The sequence below is a fragment of the Micromonospora sp. NPDC050980 genome, from assembly GCF_040653835.1.
Taxonomy (GTDB): Bacteria; Actinomycetota; Actinomycetes; order Mycobacteriales; family Micromonosporaceae; genus Micromonospora.
The window spans coordinates 38,009-55,978 of the sequence record NZ_JBFAGS010000005.1 but is presented as its reverse complement, the minus strand read 5'-3'; the positions used below and the strand labels follow the sequence as shown (position 1 = coordinate 55,978).

18 protein-coding genes are annotated in these 17,970 nt (G+C 73.8%); 12 read left to right on the top strand and 6 right to left on the bottom strand.

Annotated elements, in window-relative coordinates; genetic code table 11:
• Positions 1–11: 11 nt before the first annotated feature.
• The gene (locus AB0H28_RS10420) at positions 12–1,328 is read right to left on the bottom strand and encodes a low temperature requirement protein A (RefSeq protein WP_358036756.1); all 1,317 of its coding nucleotides are present in this window, start codon (positions 1,326–1,328) and stop codon (positions 12–14) included.
• An 88-nt stretch (positions 1,329–1,416) separates the two neighbouring features.
• Positions 1,417–2,010, bottom strand: a complete 594-nt coding sequence (locus AB0H28_RS10415) for a TetR family transcriptional regulator (protein WP_358036754.1) — start codon at positions 2,008–2,010, stop codon at positions 1,417–1,419.
• 121 nt (positions 2,011–2,131) lie between these two features.
• Here AB0H28_RS10415 and AB0H28_RS10410 point away from each other — a divergent pair, with 121 nt between their 5' ends.
• Entirely contained in the window at positions 2,132–3,772 is a 1,641-nt protein-coding gene (locus AB0H28_RS10410; RefSeq protein WP_358036752.1) for an MDR family MFS transporter, read from the top strand.
• A 75-nt stretch (positions 3,773–3,847) separates the two neighbouring features.
• Positions 3,848–4,699 carry a phosphatase PAP2 family protein gene (locus tag AB0H28_RS10405; RefSeq protein WP_358036750.1) on the top strand — a complete coding sequence of 284 codons (852 nt, stop codon included), beginning with the start codon at positions 3,848–3,850 and terminating at the stop codon, positions 4,697–4,699.
• Positions 4,700–4,707: 8 nt separating this feature from the next.
• On the opposite strand, the gene AB0H28_RS10400 is transcribed toward AB0H28_RS10405, so the two are convergent.
• The gene (locus AB0H28_RS10400; RefSeq protein ID WP_358036748.1) at positions 4,708–6,786 is read right to left on the bottom strand and encodes a cellulose binding domain-containing protein; all 2,079 of its coding nucleotides are present in this window, start codon (positions 6,784–6,786) and stop codon (positions 4,708–4,710) included.
• A gap of 223 nt (positions 6,787–7,009) precedes the next feature.
• On the opposite strand from AB0H28_RS10400, the gene AB0H28_RS10395 reads away from it, so the two are divergent.
• From AB0H28_RS10395 to AB0H28_RS10375, 5 genes are all read left to right on the top strand, one after another.
• Positions 7,010–7,756 (top strand): lytic polysaccharide monooxygenase, encoded by a 747-nt coding sequence (locus tag AB0H28_RS10395; protein ID WP_358036746.1) that lies wholly within the window; start codon positions 7,010–7,012, stop codon positions 7,754–7,756.
• A 72-nt stretch (positions 7,757–7,828) separates the two neighbouring features.
• Positions 7,829–8,434: a DUF305 domain-containing protein gene (locus AB0H28_RS10390; RefSeq protein WP_358036744.1), complete on the top strand. Its 606-nt coding sequence runs from the start codon at positions 7,829–7,831 to the stop codon at positions 8,432–8,434.
• A 429-nt stretch (positions 8,435–8,863) separates the two neighbouring features.
• The gene (locus AB0H28_RS10385) at positions 8,864–10,453 is read left to right on the top strand and encodes a DHA2 family efflux MFS transporter permease subunit (RefSeq protein ID WP_358036742.1); all 1,590 of its coding nucleotides are present in this window, start codon (positions 8,864–8,866) and stop codon (positions 10,451–10,453) included.
• A gap of 133 nt (positions 10,454–10,586) precedes the next feature.
• Complete coding sequence (locus tag AB0H28_RS10380; protein WP_358036740.1) at positions 10,587–10,814, top strand: hypothetical protein; 228 nt, start codon at positions 10,587–10,589, stop codon at positions 10,812–10,814.
• A gap of 36 nt (positions 10,815–10,850) precedes the next feature.
• Entirely contained in the window at positions 10,851–11,933 is a 1,083-nt protein-coding gene (locus AB0H28_RS10375; RefSeq protein WP_358036738.1) for a PIN domain-containing protein, read from the top strand.
• A gap of 36 nt (positions 11,934–11,969) precedes the next feature.
• Here AB0H28_RS10375 and AB0H28_RS10370 read toward each other — a convergent pair whose 3' ends face one another.
• Positions 11,970–13,193 carry a hypothetical protein gene (locus tag AB0H28_RS10370; protein ID WP_358036736.1) on the bottom strand — a complete coding sequence of 408 codons (1,224 nt, stop codon included), beginning with the start codon at positions 13,191–13,193 and terminating at the stop codon, positions 11,970–11,972.
• 93 nt (positions 13,194–13,286) lie between these two features.
• On the opposite strand from AB0H28_RS10370, the gene AB0H28_RS10365 reads away from it, so the two are divergent.
• Complete coding sequence (locus AB0H28_RS10365; RefSeq protein ID WP_358036734.1) at positions 13,287–13,760, top strand: molybdenum cofactor biosysynthesis protein; 474 nt, start codon at positions 13,287–13,289, stop codon at positions 13,758–13,760.
• Between the two features lie 160 nt (positions 13,761–13,920).
• Positions 13,921–14,487, top strand: a complete 567-nt coding sequence (locus AB0H28_RS10360) for a sigma-70 family RNA polymerase sigma factor (RefSeq protein ID WP_358036733.1) — start codon at positions 13,921–13,923, stop codon at positions 14,485–14,487.
• Positions 14,488–14,530: 43 nt separating this feature from the next.
• Here the strand turns inward: AB0H28_RS10360 and AB0H28_RS10355 are convergent, their stop codons facing one another.
• Complete coding sequence (locus tag AB0H28_RS10355; protein WP_358036731.1) at positions 14,531–15,268, bottom strand: zf-HC2 domain-containing protein; 738 nt, start codon at positions 15,266–15,268, stop codon at positions 14,531–14,533.
• A 128-nt stretch (positions 15,269–15,396) separates the two neighbouring features.
• Between AB0H28_RS10355 and AB0H28_RS10350 the strand changes: the two genes are divergently transcribed.
• Positions 15,397–15,879: a sensory rhodopsin transducer gene (locus AB0H28_RS10350; protein WP_358036729.1), complete on the top strand. Its 483-nt coding sequence runs from the start codon at positions 15,397–15,399 to the stop codon at positions 15,877–15,879.
• A 33-nt stretch (positions 15,880–15,912) separates the two neighbouring features.
• A complete protein-coding gene (locus tag AB0H28_RS10345) occupies positions 15,913–17,013 on the top strand; it encodes an FUSC family protein (protein WP_358036727.1) in 1,101 nt (366 codons plus the stop codon).
• 134 nt (positions 17,014–17,147) lie between these two features.
• On the opposite strand, the gene AB0H28_RS10340 is transcribed toward AB0H28_RS10345, so the two are convergent.
• On the bottom strand, positions 17,148–17,423 hold the full coding sequence (locus AB0H28_RS10340; protein ID WP_358036725.1) for a hypothetical protein: 276 nt from the start codon (positions 17,421–17,423) through the stop codon (positions 17,148–17,150).
• Positions 17,424–17,458: 35 nt separating this feature from the next.
• Here AB0H28_RS10340 and AB0H28_RS10335 point away from each other — a divergent pair, with 35 nt between their 5' ends.
• The gene (locus tag AB0H28_RS10335; RefSeq protein ID WP_358036723.1) at positions 17,459–17,968 is read left to right on the top strand and encodes a dihydrofolate reductase family protein; all 510 of its coding nucleotides are present in this window, start codon (positions 17,459–17,461) and stop codon (positions 17,966–17,968) included.
• Positions 17,969–17,970 lie beyond the last annotated feature (2 nt).

The following is a 17,970-nucleotide window of genomic DNA, read 5'->3' as shown; positions in this document are numbered from 1 at the left end:
TCGTGGCCGGGTCACTCCGGTTCACCGTCGTGCCACCGCGCCCGCCAACCGGCCTCGTTCTCCTCGGCGCTGACCCGCTCCTGGTGCACCACCTGCCGCAGCGCGGCGCGGGCGTCCGCGAAGATCACCAGCTCGACCGCGACCAGCACCACACAGATGACGGTGACCAGAGCGAGCGCGCCGAGCGCCGGCAGGTGCCGGCCCAGCGGCAGGGCCGCGGCCAGCACGACCAGGGTGCCCACCCGGGTCCACGACAACGTCCGCAGCGTGCGCCACTGGAACGCCATGTTGGCGGCCAGGTAGACCATCACGCCGCCGAAGAGCAGCGGCACCGCCGGTCCGTGGCCCCGTTCCGCCGCCCCGCCGACCGGGTCGGTGACGGTCCGGACCAGTTCCTCGGCCCCGATCGCGAACAGGATCACCCCGGCGATCATCGGCAGGTAGAGATAGGCGTACGCGTCCCGGGCCATGGCCACCCGCGGGTGGCCGGTGGCGGCGTGCAGCGCGATCCGGGCGGCCGGTCCGATCAGGTCGAAGTGCGCCCACCAGAGCGCGGCGGTGAACAGGATCCCGCAGACCGCCGCCGGGATGGCCGGCCACGTCACCGGCTTGCCGAGCAGGTTGCCGCCGACGCCGACCGAGATCACCGACTCGCCCAGCGCGATGATCAGGATCAGGTCGTAGCGTTCGGTCCAGTGCTCGGCGGAGGTGATCTTCCAGCCGCCGGTGCCGGCCAGCACGCCGCTGCTGTACTGGATCGCCACCACGGCGATCCACAGTCCGTCGCGCAGCCACGGCCCGACGTCCGGGTCGACGCGCGGCGGCACCAGGGCGGCCACCAGCAACAGGCAGGTCGACAGCACCACCTCGGGCAGGAACAGCCACAGCTTGCGGCGGGCCGGTCGGTCCTCCCGGGTGGCGTACCAGTACAGCGACGTGTGCACGGCCCGGATCACCACGTAGCTGATCGTGACCAGCATCGGGCCGGCGCTGCCCTGACGCAGGTCGCCGAAGGTCTGCGGCAGGGCCAGCGCGAACGTGAACAGCGCGATCATGCCGACCACCATGAGGATCGGCACGAAACCCTCGCCCAGCCGCAGCCGGGCCGCCACCGCGCTGTGCACCACCCAGCACCACCACAGCACCGCGAGCACCAGCAGCGCGTGCAGCAGTTCCCGCACGGTCACGTTGGCGGCGGTGGCCCGGGTGATGATGAAGAAGGACACCACGAAGACGAGGTCGAAGAAGATCTCGAACTTGTCGACCCGGGTGGCCGGGGCGACTCGCGCGGCGGGTCCGAGCCCCTTGCGCCACCGGTCGCCGCCCATTGCAAAAGTGTCAGCCCAGCTCAGGGGCCGGGTGGCGAATCGGTGCGCCGACCACCCGTCCGTAGTCGGGAGCGCCGGCGTGCCCGGCTCAGGCGGCGTCGGCCGGGGTGGCGTGGGCCAGGACCTCGTGCAGCACGTCAAGCAGCGGCGTGCTCGGGTGCTCGATCCACTGCTGGGCGGCGACGCGGAGGGTGGCCAGGAACGTGGCCGCCAGCACTCGGGCCCGCAGCGGCGTGTCGCCGCCGGCGAGCCGGCGGGCGATCTCCGCGGCCAGCTCCCGCTCGATCGTCGCGTACGCGCCGACCTGGTGGGCGACCAGGCTCGGGTGACCGTGCAGTCGGCGGCGGCGGTTCAGCCAGGGCTCGGCCGGGTCGTGGTAGCTCTCGTCGGCCTGCAACGCGGCGGCGCGGGTCAGCGCGGCCCAGGGCGGCAGCCCGGCGGGCTGCGCCGCGAACAGCTCCAGCAGCCGGCGTAGCCGCAGCGTGTCGCCGTGGAAGAGCGCTTCCTCCTTGCCGGCGAAGTAGTTGGAGAACGTGCGGCGGGAGACGTTCGCCGCGTCGGCGATCGCCTCGACGGTGACCCGGTCGGGGCCGTGCTCGACGGCCAGGCGCAGGGCGGCCTCGTGCAGCGCAAGGCGGGTGGCCGCCTTCTTCCGCTCGCGCAGGCCGGTGCACTCCGCCATGCCGGCGAGCGTACGTGATCCGTTTCTCAATGGGCAAAGTTGCCTATTGGGCAAGATTTGTTGATGATTGCTTGAGGCAACCAAGCGGCCCACCGTATCCGACCCACCTGGAGGACGCGCGATGAGCGCACCCACCGCGACGGCCGAGGCCGCGCCCATGAGCCGCCGGCAGACGCTGGAGGCACTCAGCGGGCTGCTGCTCGTGCTCTTCGTGGCCATGCTGAGCAGCACGGTCGTCTCCACCGCCCTGCCGAAGATCATCGGCGCGCTCAACGGCTCGCAGACGCAGTACACCTGGGTGGTCACCGCCACCCTGCTCACCGCCACGGCGACCACGCCGATCTGGGGCAAGCTCGCCGACCTGTTCAACAAGAAACTGCTGATCCAGGTCGCCATCGTGGTCTTCCTGGCCGGCTCCGTCGCGGCCGGCTTCTCGCAGAGCGCCGGCCAGCTCATCGCCGCCCGCGCCTTCCAGGGCATCGGCGTCGGCGGTCTGCAGGCGCTGGTCCAGGTCGCCATCGCGGCGATGATCCCGCCGCGGGAACGCGGCCGTTACAACGGCTACCTGGGCGGGGTCATGGCGCTCGCCACGGTCGGCGGCCCGTTGCTCGGCGGCCTCATCGTCGACACCTCCTGGCTCGGCTGGCGCTGGTGCTTCTTCGTCGGGGTGCCGGTCGCGGTCATCGCGCTGTTCCTGCTCCAGATCACCCTGAACCTGCCCACCGCGCGCCGGCAGAACGTCAAGATCGACTATCTGGGCGCCGCGCTGATCGCCGCCGGGGTCAGCGTGCTGCTGATCTGGATCTCCTTCGTCGACGGCTCGTTCGCCTGGCTCTCCTGGCAGACCGGGGCCATGGTCGGCGGCGCGCTGCTGCTGCTCGCGCTGGCCGTCTGGGTCGAGTCGCGAGCCGCCGAGCCGGTGGTGCCGCTGCACATCGTCCGCGAGCGCACCACCGCGCTGGCCATCCTGGGCAGCCTCGCGGTCGGCATGGCGATGTTCGGCGGCGCGGTCTTCCTCGGCCAGTACTTCCAGATCGGCCGTGGTTACAGCCCGACCGAGGCCGGTCTGCTCACCATTCCGCTGATGGGCGGCGTGCTGATCTCCTCGATCGTCGCCGGCCGGATGATCACCGCCAGCGGCAGGATCAAGCCGTACATCGTGTTCGGCTCGATCGTGCTGGTCGCCGGCTTCGCCCTGCTCGGCACCATCGACCACGAGACGTCCCTGGTCATCGTCGGGGTGGCCATGTTCGTCGTCGGCGTCGGCGTCGGCATGACCATGCAGAACCTGGTGCTCGCGGTGCAGAACACCGTGGCGCTCAAGGACATCGGCGCGGCCAGCGCCAGCGTCGCCTTCTTCCGCTCGCTCGGCGGCACCATCGGCGTGTCGGTGCTCGGCGCGGTGCTCGCCCGGCGGGTCACCGACCGGATCACCCACGACCTCGCCGCGGCCGGCATCCCCACCACCGGCGGTGGCGGCAGCAGCACGTTGAACCTCGATGCGCTGCCCGAGCCGGTGCGGCAGATCGTCCGGGCCGCGTACGGGGACGCGACCGGGCACATCTTCCTCATCTCGGCCGCCATCGCGGTCGTCGGCGTGGTGGCGGCGCTGTTGCTGCGCCCGGTCACCCTCCGCTCCAGCCTCGATCTGCCGGACCCCGGCCGCTCGGTGGCGGTGGGCGCCGACGCGGTCGACGGGGCGCCCGCGTTCGACGGGGTGAGCGCCGACCCGGCCGGCCGGCAGGAACACGCCCGCCGCTGAAGGCCGTACGACCAGGGCCGTCGCCGACCTCGGCGGCGGCCCTGGTCCGTGCCGGAAGGCACCGAAGGAGGAGCCGTGCCGCTCACGAAGACCGCGTCCCCGCCGCCCGGCGCGCTGCGTCGGGCGGCCCGCGAACTGACGCTGATCGCCCTGCTCTTCCTCGCCTACAAGGCGGGCCGGCAACTGATCGCCGGGCGAGCCGGCGCCGCGCTCGACAACGGCGAGCGGACCTGGCGGCTGGAACGGCTGCTGCACCTGCCCGGCGAGGCGCTGCTGCAGGGGCCACTGCTGGCGCACGAGCTGCCGGTGCGACTGGCCAACAGCTACTACGCGTACGTGCACTTCCCGGCCACCGTGCTCTGCCTGGTCTGGCTCCACCTGCGTCGACCGGCCCACTACCTGCGGCTGCGGCGGGCCCTCGCGGTGCTGACCGCCGCGGCGCTGGTGCTGCACGTCTGCATCCCGCTCGCGCCGCCGCGACTGACCGCGCTCACCGGCATGGTGGACACCGGCCGCCGCTACGGCCCCAGCGTCTACGGACCACCGGAGGCCGACCAGCTCAGCAACCAGTACGCGGCGATGCCGTCGTTGCACGTGGGCTGGGCGCTGGCGGTAGCGCTGGCCCTGGTGGCGGTCACCACCGGGCGGTGGCGGTGGCTCTGGCTGGCCCACCCGCTGATCACGGCCGTGGTGGTGGTCGCCACCGGGAACCACTACTGGCTCGACGGGGTGGTCGCGGTGGCCCTGCTCGCGGTGATCCTGGCCGCGCTGCCCCGACCACTGCCGCCGCAGGAGTCGTCGCCCCCGCCGGCGGCCGGGCCGCCGCGCCCGCACGTGGTGCCGCCGCCGCGCCGCGCCGGCCGCCGCCGGACCACGAAGGTCCCGGCGGCGGCCGATGCCCGGCTCCGGCCACCCGGCCGGGGCTGACCCCCGGCTCAGGAACGGACGGTGCAGACCGTGCCGTTGAGCCGGAACACGCCCGGCGGCACGTTCGGCCCGCTGTACGCGCCGACGAAGCCGACGCTGGTGCTCCCGCCGTCGGCCGCCAGCCGGCGGTTGTCCGCGGTCGGGGTCACCCGGACCTGCGTGCCGGTCTGCGTCCAGGTGGCGTTCCAGCCGCTGCTCACCTGCTGCCAGCCGGTCGGCCAGGTCCAGGTGAGCGTCCAGCCGTCGACCGCGTCCGGGCCGGTGTTGACCACGTCCACGGTCGCCACGTACCCGTTACCCCAGTCGGTGTCGTTGTGGAAGCGGACCGCGCAGTCGGCGGCGGCCGGGCTGCCGGTGGCGAACGTCAGCGGCGCGGACGACCAGGACACCCGGCCGGCGGTGTCCCGGGCCAGCACGTTGACCGTGTAGCGGGTGCCCGGTTCGAGGTTGCGCACGGTGAACGAGGTGCCGGCGGTCTCGCCGAGCTGCTCGCTGACCGCACCGAACTGTCGGTACACCTCGTACTTGGCGATCGGCGCCGCGCCCGGGGTCGCCGCCGGCCAGGAGAGGGCCGCCGTGCGGTCGGTCACCGCGCCCGCCGCCGGCCGCCCCGGAGTGCCGGGCCGCCCGGCGGAGCCGCCGGCCGGTCGCAGCACCAGCGTGGTCAGCGAGTAAGGCGGCAGCGTCCGGGTGGTGGCGCTGCCGGCGTGCTCGGTGCGCACGCTGCTCGCGCCGTTGGTCAGCGTGTGCACGGTCGGCGCCTCGTCCGCCGGGCTGAAGCCCGCGTAGTCGAGCGCCACCGGGTAGGCGGTGTCCGGGTCCTTGTTGAGCAGTTGGACCGCGAGGCTGCCGTCCGGGCGGCGCACGGCGTGCGCGGTGACCAGCGGCTGGTCGGTGCCGGCACGGACGAACTGGTCACCGGGTCGGGCGAAGAGGCTCATCATGGACAGCGCGTGGTAGGGCGCGAACGGCGTGTTGAACGGTGGCTGGCAGATGTCGCCGTCGCTGGTGCAGTTGCCGCTGGAGAGCAGCCCGAAGTCGCCGTAGTCGGTCTGCCCGGCCACCTCGGAGACGGTGCCGAGGCCGTTGTGCACGTTCCACCACTGCACCGTGAAGACGCCCTGTTCCAGCAGCCCGCTGTAGGCGTCGGCCAGGAACAGCGCGCCGGGCTGGGTGTTGCGGCCGGCGTCGACGTTCAGTTCGGTGAGGCTGATGCCGATCCGGTCGGAGTCCGGGCCGGCGTAGCGGGCGATCTGTTGGCGCAGCAGCCAGGCGGCGTCCGGAAGCTGGTTGGTGCGGGTCAGGAACTCGGCGGCGGTGCCACCCGGGTACCAGTGCACGTCCACAAAGTCGATCTTCGGCCCGGCCAGGGAGAGCACGGTCTGGTTCCACGGGCCCGGGTCGGCGCCGGCGGTGATCCCGTCGGGCCAGTTGCCGGGCATGGTCAGCACCGCGCCGACCTTGACGCTCGGGTCGACCGCCTTCATCGCGTCGGCGTACTCGATCACCAGCTTCGCGTACTGGGTGGCGCTCTTGTCGGCGTGGTCGTCGGCCTCCCAGGCCGACCCGTAGTGGCCGTTGCCGTAGTTCTCGTTGCCGACGGTCCACCACTTCGCGTCGTAGCCCTTGGTGACGTTGGCGTAGCGCACCCAGTCGGCGGCCTCGGCGGGCGTTCCGGTGCCGTAGTTGGCGATGATCATCGGTTGCGCGCCGACCCGGCGGGCCGCGGCCATGAACGTGTCGAAGTCGGTGTCCGGCGCGACGTAGCCGCCGGGCGCGGTGTGCGTCTTCCAGTGGTAGATGTCGGCGTACGAGCCACCGGGGTAGCGCAGCATCTGCACGCCGGCGGCCTTGAGCAGGTCGGACGTCTCGGTGCTGCCGAGTTGGGCGTCCCAGATGGCGTGGTTGACGCCGAGCGCGGTGTCCGGCACGGTGGCCAGCCCGGCGCGGGCGTTCACGGTCACCGTGACCGGGTCGGTGGCGGCGCCGGCGGCGGGCGGTTCGACGGTGGCGAGCGCGGTGGTGACGAGCAGCAGGCTTGCCGCGTACGCGGTCCAGCTGCGCGCGTGGGGCAGGGATCTCCACATGGGGGTGTCCTTCGAGAGGCGGGTTCCCGGGTCGGTGCCGCCGTCCTCCCGGATGCCTGCCGGCACCCGGTGCCCAGGAACGACGATCGGCTCCACGCGCTGATCAGGATCACACGCGCGGAGCGAGGCGCTCAAGGCTTAATTTATAGATAGGAGTCTTTACTGTTAACAAGGTTTAATTTATGTTCGTGACACCTTCCGTTCTCCCGAGGGAGTTGCCACCATGCGTCGAAGAATCACCCTGCCCCTGCTCACGACCGGCGCGGTCACCGCCACGCTGGCGCTCGCCGCGCCCGCGCAGGCCCACGGCTACGTCTCCTCGCCGCCCAGCCGCCAGGCGCTCTGCGCCCAGAACCGGGTGCCCGACTGCGGCCAGATCAGGTACGAGCCGCAGAGCGTCGAGGGCCCCAAGGGCCTGAAGAGCTGCCACGCCGGCATCGCCCAGTTCGCGGTGCTCAACGACGACAGCCGCAACTGGCCGGCCACCACGGTCGGCAGCACGGTGACGTTCACCTGGATCAACACCGCCCGGCACGCCACCGCCAACTGGGAGTACTGGATCGGCAACACCCGCGTCGCGGTCGTCGACGGCGGCGGTCGCCAGCCCGACGCCACCGTGTCGCACACCGTCAACCTGGGCGGCTACACCGGCCGGCAGAAGCTGCTCGCGGTCTGGAACATCGCCGACACCGCGAACGCGTTCTACTCCTGCGTCGACCTGCAGATCGGCGGCGGCAACCCGACTCCCACCCCGACCCCCACGCCGTCGCCCACGCGCACCGCCACGCCGTCGCCCACGCCCACCCCGCCCGGCACGCCCGCGCCGGGGGGCACCTGGGCCGCCGGCCGGGCGTACCAGGTCGGCGACACGGTGACCTACGCCGGCCGCAGCTACCGCTGCCGTCAGGCGCACACCGCCATCGCCGGGTGGGAACCCCCCAACGTCCCCGCCCTCTGGCAACAGCTCTGACCCCCACCCACCCACCCACCCCACCCCACCCCACCCCCGTTGGCGCTGATTCACGGAAAGAGTGGCCATGTCATGCGGAACAAGCACTCTTTCCGTGAATCAGCGACCGAGGTGGGGGTGGCGGTTCTGGTGGTTCTCGTGCTTGGCCTTGGGGGGTGCGGGGGTGGGGGTGGAAGTGCGGGGGCGGGGGAGGGGCGGTCGGCGTCGGCCGGTGCGGCGGCCACCAGTGGGATCGACGCGCTCTTCCTGGCGATGATGGTCGCGCACACCGCGCAGACGTTGGAGATCGTCGGCGTCGGCCTCGACCGGGTCACCGACCCTCAGATCCGGACGCTGATCGCCGCCATCCGGGCCACCGAGACCGACGAGCTGGCCACCATGCGCCGCTGGCTGAGCGAGGCGGGTCCGTCCGCGGTCGCCGCCGCCGCGCGGCACGACCACACGGGACACAGCTGGGCCGCCGCCGGGCTGGCCCGGCTGCGGGCCGCCCCGGCCGCCGACGTCGACGCGGTGCTGCTCGACGTGCTCACCGACCACCAGCGCACCGCCGCCGCCCTGGCCCATGCCCAGGTCACCGCCGGAACCAGCGAGCGGATACGCGACCTCGCCATCCGGATCGACCGCTCGCGCACGGCAGAGGTGGCGCTGATGGCGAAGCTGGGCGGGCCGCCGCCCTGACGAGGGCTGCGCCGACCCTGGACGGTGGGTGTCCACCGGGGATCGCACGACTCGTGCCCGGGGCGGCGAACCCGTGCCCAACCGGGACGGGTGGTCGAGACCGGCCGGCATGACGTTCGTCACGCCGACGCTCGCGCGGTTGCGGCCCGGACCGGTTGCGGCGGTCCCCCGGTGGCCGGCGAATCGGGTCGCATCGGTGTTTTCCACCGGGGGGTCGCCGGACCGGTGCCGGCACGGGGTTCCGTTCGGGCCGAGCCGGCTCGTCACCGCGTGCCCGGGGCGTTCGCCTCTCGGCAAAACCGGCCGCGCGATGTCGCAGGCCGTGACTAGGCTTTCGCCGGACGTCGGCCCACCGCACGTCCCCCCGCGCGCCCAGCATGCGCGTGGCGCCGCCACCTCTCGGACCGGACCGGAAGCAGGAGACTGTCTGTGACCCAGCAACCCGTCGCGACATCGAACAAACTCGACGCCGCGGTGCTCAAGGTGGCCGGCGTCGTCGTGCTCGGCGCGATCATGTCGATCCTCGACGTGACCGTGGTGAGCGTGGCCATCCCGACGTTCCAGAGCGAGTTCGACGCCTCGTACGCGCGGGTCGCCTGGACCATGACCGGTTACACCCTCGCCCTGGCCACGGTGATCCCGCTCAGCGGTTGGGCGGCGGACCGGTTCGGCACCAAACGCCTCTACATGGTGGCGTTGGCGCTGTTCACCATCGGCTCCGGGCTGTGCGCCACCGCCGACTCGATCGGCGAGCTGATCGCCTGGCGGGTGGTCCAGGGCCTCGGCGGCGGCATGCTGATGCCGCTCGGCATGACCATCCTGACCCGGGCCGCCGGTCCGCACCGCATCGGCCGGCTGATGGCCGTGCTCGGCATCCCGATGCTGCTCGGCCCGATCGGCGGCCCGATCCTCGGCGGCTGGCTGATCGACACCGCGAGCTGGCACTGGATCTTTCTGATCAACCTGCCGATCGGCGTGGTCGCGCTGATCTACGCCCAGCTGGCGCTGCCGAAGGACGCGCCCGAGCCGTCCGAGTCGTTCGACTTCCTCGGCATGCTGATGCTTTCGCCGGGCCTGGCGCTGTTCCTCTACGGCGTCTCCTCGCTGCCGGAGGCCGGCACGGTCACCGACACCGCGGTCTGGCTGCCGATGGCGGTCGGCGCGGCGCTCGTGGTGGCGTTCGTCCGCTACTCGTTCCGGCCCCGGCACCCGCTGCTCGACCTGCGCCTGTTCCGCAACCGCAACCTCACCCTCGCGTCGGTGACCTTGTTCGTCTTCATCATCGCCTTCATGGGCGCGGGTCTGCTGTTCCCGAGCTACTTCCTCCAGGTCCGGGGCGAGACGACCCTGACCGCCGGCCTGCTGATGGCGCCGCAGGGCATCGGCGCGATGCTCACCATGCCGATCGCCGGGATGCTCGCCGACCGGGTGCCGGTCGGCCGCACGGTGCCGTTCGCGCTGGTGCTCATCGCGGCCGGGTTCTTCACCTTCACCCAGCTCGGCACCGACACGTCCTACCTGCTGCTGTGCGGCTCGCTGTTCGTGATGGGCCTGGGCATGGGCGGCACCATGATGCCGATCATGACGTCGGCGCTGAAGACGTTGCAGGCCGCGGAGGTGGCCCGGGGCTCGACCCTGGTCAACATCCTCCAACAGATCGGCGGGTCGGTCGGCGCGGCGGTGATGTCGGTGATCCTGACCAGCGAGCTGAACGGCTCGCGGCCGATTCCCGGCGTGACCGACCCGGGCAGCGGCACTCCGCTCACCGAGGCCCAACTCGCCATCGCCGTGCGGCAGCAGCCGGAGCTGGCCCAGCAGGTCCCGGTGCCGCCGTCGCTGATCGAGCGCGGCCTCGACTTCGCGGCCAACTCCTTCGCCACCACATTCTGGGTGGCGTTCGGCCTGGTGCTGCTCACCTTCATCCCGGCGGCGTTCCTGCCCCGCCGGCGCGAACCGTCGCACCTGCTCGACGGCGAGCCGGGTGAGGAGCAGCGTCCGGTGCCGGTGCCGGTGCACTGACTCCGGCCCGACCCGTGGGGTCGACCGCCGACCGTCGATCCCACGGCGTTCCCGGGCCGCCGGGCCGGTATCGGCCACCGGCGGGCCGGGCAGCGCCTAGGCTCGACGCAGGGAGCGGCGAGAGGCGGGCGGTGTGAGCGCAGGCGGCGAGGACCGATCGGCGCGGCGGCGCAGGCGCCTGTTGGCGGCGGGCCTGCTGGCCGTGGTCGGGCTGATCCTGCTGCTGCTCGGCCTCACCGTCGCCGACGGCGCGGTCGCCGGAGTCGAGGTGGTGCTGGCCCTACTGCTCCTGGTGGCCAGCTACGCCGTGCAGCGGGTGGCCCGCCGGGAGACCGTCTTCCGCGACGACGGGCGGCGGTGAGCGGGGCGACGGTCCGGTCCGGCTAGGCTGACCCGCGTGGATCAGGAAGACCGGATCGCGCTGTTCCTCGACTACGAGAACCTGGCGCTGGGGGTACGCGACCATCACGGCGGTCGGCCGTTCGACTTCCGTCCGATCGCCGACGCCCTCGCCGAGCGCGGCCGGGTGGTCGTGCGCCGGGCGTACGCGGACTGGTCGTACTTCGACGAGGACCGGCGGATGCTCACCCGGTCGCACGTGGAGCTGATCGAGATCCCGCAGCGGATGGGGTTCTCGCGCAAGAACGCGGCCGACATCAAGATGGCGGTGGACGCGGTCGAGTTGGCGTTCGAGCGGGGCTACATCTCGACGTTCGTGATCTGCACCGGCGACAGCGACTTCACCCCGCTCGTGCACAAGCTGCGCGAGCTCAACAAGCGGGTGATCGGCGTCGGGGTGGAGAAGTCGACCTCGGCGCTGCTGCCGCCGGCCTGCGACGAGTTCCTCTACTACGACCGCCTCGAGGGGGTGGACGTGCCGCCGCCCGCGGCCCGGCGCACCCGACCGGCCCGCGCGACCGGTCCGGCACCGGTGGGGCCGGCGCCCGAGCCGCCGGTGGAGGCCGCACCGGCCGAGGAGGAACCGCCGCGCGACGTCGACACCCTCGCCGTCCTGCTCGTGCAGACCGTGGCCGGCATGCAGGGCAGCTCCAGCGGTGAGGTGACCGCGTCCGGCCTGAAGCGTGCCCTGCTCCGCAAGGACCCGACGTTCAGCGAGTCCGACTACGGTTTCCGCACCTTCGGCGAGTTGCTGCGACACCTGGCCGCGTCGAACGTGGTGGAGTTGGCCGCCGGCCCGGCGAAGGGCGACCCGGAGGTGTCGCTGCCCGAGCGGGGTGACCGGGAGGTGGCGTTCGGGCTGCTCCGCTCCGTGGTGGTGGACCTTGCCGGAGATGGCGGCGCGGTGGCGCTGTCCGGCCTGAAGGACCAGCTGCGGCGCGCCCGGCCGGACTTCAGCGAGAAGAAGCTCGGCTACCGCAGCTTCCTGCAGTTCTGCAAGGCGGCTGCCACCGACGGCGCGGTGGAGTTGCGCTGGAGCGCCGACGACGGTGACTACCTGCTCAGCCCACAGCCCTCCTGACCGTGGCGGCCGGTGCGCACCCGGGCGCGGATCGCGTCACGACCGCGTGCCGGCTCCGCCCGGGTCCGCGCTGCCGGTCGGCCCCGCGCCGCCGGTCGGGTCGGGGTCGACCGGCGGGCTGGGTGCGGCGGTCGGGCTGGGTGCGGCGGGCGGCGGCGGAAGCTGACCGGTGCCAGGGGCCGGCCCGGTCGGTGTGACCGGCGGCGCGGTCGGGGCCCGCGGCCGTTCCCGGACCGCCGGCGCGATCGGCGGCCTTGGGTGGGCCGCCGGCGCGAGCCTCGGGCCCGGCGAGGTGCGGTCGGGCGGGCGGTGTGGTCGGGGCGTGCCCCGGACCGACCGGGAATCGCCGGACGCCCGCGTGCCGATCGGGGTCACGGCCGGCGTCGTCGGCGTGACCGGGGCCGAGCCCGTGCCCACCGGGCCGTCGTCGGCCGGCGCGGGTGCGGCGGAACGTGCTGCCGGCTGGTTCGGCCCGGCGGTGGCCGGCCAGGTGCCGGCGGAGGTCACGCCGAGCAGCACGGCTGCCATCGCGACACCGGCCGCCACCAGTCGCCGCGCCGGCATCCTTTCGGGCGGGGCGTCGCTCGGGCCGAGCGGGCGGGGTGGTCGTGGTCGGGCGGCCCGGTGGAGTGCACACATCGCCTCGACGTCCGCCGCGACCGCGGCCCGCGCCCCGGTCGCGTCGGCGTGGGCGAGCGTCAGATAGAAGCGGGCGTTGGCCAGGCCGGGCGCCGGCATCCGCAGCCCGGACGGCGGTGCGCCGTCGGCGCGGTGCAGCAGCGTCACCGGACGGTCGGGATGGTGCCCGGGCCCCAGCAGATCATGCAGGGCCCAGTCGTGGCGGCCGTCGGCACCGGCGAAGGCCACCCGGCGGTCGGTGACCAGCGCGGCGCCGGCGTCGACCACGCGCAGCCCGGCCGGCAGTGGACCGTCGCCCGGGTCGAGCCGGCCGAGCAATGTCCGGTCGGGTGGCGGCAGCCCGGCCACGTGCCGGGCGGTGGCCGTCACCAGCTCGACGACGGGCAGGATCCGGTAGACGACCTCGCCGTCGTCGAGCGGCACCGGCAGCGGCGTGCCGGGCAGCGGGCAGCCGTGGAAGCCGTACGCCTCGATCCGCAGCCGGTCGAGGTGGTCCGCGTGGCGGCGCCAGTCGCGCGCCGCCGTCTCGTACGCCCGACGCCGCCGTTCGTTCTCGCGCCGTGCCCAGGCCAGCCGCCGCGCCGGGTGGGAACCGACCGGGCCGGGTCGTCTCGCCGTCACACCCGGTACAACGCCGGCCACCAGGACGCGGACACGTGAGCATGGCTATCATCCGCTTTGGTGCCGTTATGCCCCACGCCTAGACTCGTGACCATGCCGCGCATCGTCCAGTTGCTGGCCTCACCGGTGCACCGCTACGTCGGCCGCCCGGCGGACGGCCCCGCACCGGCACCGCCCGGCGAACTGGTCGAGCAGGTGCGCCTGCGGGCCGGGCTGGGCGTCGTCGGCGACCGTTACTTCGGCCGGCCGGCACACCGCACGGCCAGCGTCACCCTGATCGCGCAGGAGTCGCTGCCCGTCGGCGCCGACCTCACCCAGCTCCGCCGCAACGTGCTGACCAGTGGAATCGCGGTCGACGAGCTGGTCGGTCGGGTGCTCACCCTCGACTCCGGCGACGGTCCGGTCAGCCTGCGGGTGCACCGGGCGGCGCCGCCCTGCGCGTGGCTCGACGTGGTGGTCGCGCCCGGCACCTGGAAGGCGATGCGCCGCCGGTCCGGCGTGCGGTGCGAGCCGCTCACCGACGGCGTCCTGCGGGTCGGTCCGGTCACGGTCGCCGTGGGCGACTGACCGGCCGGGAACTTTTTCCGCCCACCGTCCGACCAACCTCGGGATCACCGGTCGCCGGCCCGGCGGCAGCGGTGACGGAGAGGACGCCAGGGATGAACCGAGCGACGCCCGCATCCGTACCGTCCGGCATGAGCGTGTCGGATCGGCGGGCGGGCCGCGGATGAGTGTGGACGCCGACGACGAGCAGGTGACCCGGTGGGCACACGCCGCCGGGCGGGGCGACCGGCTGGCCGCCGCCGCGTTCGTCCGGGCGCTCCAGGGCCCGGTCTGGCGGTTCCTCGCCCACCTGGCCGGGCCCGCCGAGGCCGACGACCTCGCCCAGGAGACGTTCCTGCGCGCGCTGCGCAGCCTGCCCGGGTTCGCCGGCCGGTCCTCCGCCCGGACGTGGATCTTCACCATCGCCCGCCGGGTGGCGGTGGACCACGTGCGGGCCGCGACCGTCCGCCCCCGGGTGGCCGCGCTGCCGGACTGGCAGACCGCCGCCGAGGCGGCCGGTGCGGTCACCGCGGGCGGCGACGAGGGTGTCGCGCTGCGCGGGCTCATCGCCGGGCTCGCCCCGGACCGGCGGGAGGCGTTCGTCACCACCCAGGTGCTCGGACTGTCCTACGCCGAGGCCGCCGAGGTGTGCGGCTGCCCGGTCGGCACCATCCGGTCGCGGGTGGCCCGTGCCCGCGAGGACCTGGTCGCCGCCTGGGTCGGCGACACCCGGGACCGCCGGGCCCGCTGAACCCGCCTCCGTCCGCCCGGGTCGCCGGCCGCGCGGGCGGGCGTCAGGCCGCGTGGCTGTCGCGGGCCTGTGCGGGGTACGGGCCGGGCGGCACCAGCCGCAGCGGCGCCGGCGGGGCCGGCTCCTCGACGCGCAGCGCCCAGCGCGAGCCGGACGACCGGCGCTGGCCGGGCGGGGTGTCGCCGAAACGCCAGCCGGGGCGCGACAGCAGCAGCATCACCGCCCAGCCGACCAGCAGGAAGCCGTGGCTGACCAGGCGGGTGACCGCCACCTGCCCGGTGATGAGGTCGTTCACCGACAGCAGCACCAGCGTGGCGACGAACGCGCTGAGCATCGGCAGCAGGCCGGACGGGGTGGACCGGCGCAGCGCGACGTAGAGGAAGCCGGCACCGACCGCGACGTTCCACGCCGCCGACTCGTGCCACAGGTGCTGACCGGAGACGTGCGCGTGCGGGACCACCGCCTCCCGGCCGATCTGCGCCAGGCCGAGCACCAGTTGCACCGCGCCGAGCAGGCCGAGCGCCGTGCGCAGCCCCCATGCCAGCCGCTGGCGCCGGCTCGGGCGTGGCGGCGGGGCGGCGGCCAGCACGGACGCCACCAGGTCGGGCACCCTCGGGGCGAGTTGGGTACGGGCCCGCCGGGTCACCGCCGCGGCCGAGTCGAACCAGCCCCGGCACCCGGCGCAGCCGCTCAGGTGCGCCTCGGCCGCCTCGGTCTCCGCCCGCGACGCCTCACCGTCCAGCTGGGCCGACAGGATCTCCCGCCACTGCTCACACGCCATGTAGGGATAGTCGTCCCGACTTCCCGCATGGTTCCCGGCGGGGTGCCGGTCACGTCGGCGCACGCCGGTGACTACCGCCGGTGGTCGCGGGTAAGCGGGCCGGACCGACGCACCGGGGGAGGGGCCGGGTGACACGTGCCTTCGTGAACTGGTCCGGCCTCTCCTTCACGCCGGCGCAGTGGGCCGAACCCGCCGACGAGAGCGAGGTGTGCGCGCTGGTGCGACGGGCCCGGGACCTCGGCGTCCCGATCCGTCCGGTCGGCTCGGGGCACTCGTCCAGCCCGCTGGTGCGCACCGACGGGATCCTGCTCGGGCTGGACCGGCTCGCCGGGGTGCTCTCCGACGACGGCCGGCTCGCCACCGCCGCCGCCGACGCCGCGTTGACGCTCGACTTCTACTACGAGGACGCCGAGCCGGTCGGGCCGTACCGGATCCTCGTCGGCGCCCGCCGGGTCCGGCACGTGCGGGTCAACGACCTCATCGACCCGGAGGCGGTGCGGCTGGACCGTCCGTACGGCTGCGTGCTGCGCTCACCGGTGCCGGTGGTGGTGCAGTTTCTCCGGCTGCCCGGTGTGGTGGCGCTGACCGGCACGATGGCCTACCCCGGTTGAGGTTCGACCGCACGGCGGCGGGTATCCCGGCGCATGCGGGAAGCCGGCGACCGGGTGCGCGAGGCGGTACGGGCCAGTCGGGAGCGGCTGCGCACGTACCTCATCGTGGCGGTCCAGGCGGGCCTGGCCGCGGCGTTGTCCTGGCTGATCGCGCGCGAGGTGTTCGGCAACCCGGACCCGACGTTCGCGCCCGCCGCCGCCGTCGGTGTGATCGCCGCGGCGCTCGGCAACCGAACCCGGCGCACCGTCGAACTGATCATCGGCGTGGTCCTCGGCATCGTCGTCGGCGACGCGCTCATCCGCCTGTTCGGCACCGGCCCGTGGCAGACCGGCGTGATCGTGTTCCTGGCGGTCAGCGCCGCGGTGCTGGTCCGCGGCACCGGCGCGCTGGTCACCCAGGCCGGCGGTACGGCAGTGCTGGTCGCCACGCTCACCCCGGCCTCGCCGGACCTGGAACTGCCGCGGACGGTCAACGCGCTCGTCGGGGGCGTGGTCGGTCTGCTTGTGGTGCTGGTGCTCGCCCCGCTCAACCCGCTGCGCACGGTCCGCCGGATCGCCGACCCGGCGCTGGACACGTTCGCCCGGGAGATGACCGCCTCGGCGGAGGCGCTGGCCCGGGGCGACGCGCGCGCCGCGGACGAGGTGCTGACCCGGATGCGTGCCGCCGAGCCTGAGTTGACCCGCATCGACGAGGTGGTCAACGCGGCCGACGAGGTGGTCCGCTTCTCCCCGGTGCGCTGGCGGCGGCGGCGCGCGTTGGCCGCGTACCGACGCGGCGCGGAGCACCTGGACCGGGCGTTCCGCAACAGCCGCGCGCTGGTCCGCCGGGTCGGCACCGCGCTGCGCGACGACGAGCCGGTGCCGGCCGACCTGCCGGTCGCGCTGGAACACTTCAGCGCGGCGATCCGGTTGCTGCACCGGGAGTTCCTTGCCGCCCGGGAACCGTTCGCGACGCGGGAGCGGGTGTTGCGGGCGGTCCGGGAGGCGGGTGAGGCGTGCCGCCAGGACATCGGCTTCTCTGGCACCATCGTGGTGTCGCAGCTTCGGACCGCCGCGAACGACGTGCTGCGCGCGACCGGCGTTCCGCCGGACGAGGCGCGCCGCCTGGTCCGCCAGGCCGCCGCGGCCCGGTGAACGCTGTCCGATCTCGACCGGGCCCGCGAGCACGGGCGGCGCGCGGAAACCGGAATCGACGCGCTCGGCGACGACGGCTACGGCGCGTTGATCCGGGGCGGTCTCGACCGCCTGCGGCAGCAGTCGGCAGCCGGTCAGGGACCCGGGGACGGGTAGCGGGAGCGGTCGAGCCACGCCAGGAACCGGTCCCACAGCACAGCCGGCTCCGGCACGTCGTGCGGGTCGAGCGCGCAGAGGTCGCCGACCGCGTCGTGCAGCGCCCCGGCCAGATAGACGGCCAGCCCGACCATGTTCCCGTCATACTCCCGCAGCAGCGCGGTCCGCGCCGCCGGGCACGGCCAGGGCTGCCCGTCGCGGTGGCAGCGCCAACTCGGGCGTACCGGACGGTGCGGGTTCCCGCCGCCGCTCACCGCAACCTCAGCGCCACGGCGCGCTGCTGGACGAGGTGACCGGCGCGCAGGTCATGGCGGCGTACCAGGGCACCGACGCCCTCCTGCTCGGCCGGCGGATCTACGACATCTTCGCCGGCTACTGGCCGCACCAGGAGAGCGGCGAGGACAACGAGATCGCCACGCTCTTCAACCGCGTCCCGAAGTACGTGGCCTCCCGCGGTCGGCCCGACCTGTCCTGGCCGGGGTCCACGCAGCTCGGGCCGGACCTGGCCTCGGCGGTGCGCGAGGTGCGGGACCGGCACGACGACATCAAGGTCGTCGGCAGCCTCGACCTGGTGCAGACGCTGCTGCGGGAGAAGCTCTTCGACCGCATCGACCTCTGGGTGTACCCGATCGTGCTCGGCGTCGGGAAGAAGGTGTTCGACGGCGGCGCGGTGCCCACCAACATCACCCTCCTCGAACCGCCGGTGGCCAACCCGAAGGGCACCGTTCACCTGCGCTACGGGCTCGCCGACGGCACGCCCGCCACGGGAGACATGGGCGCGCCGGACCGCGGCGTCTGACG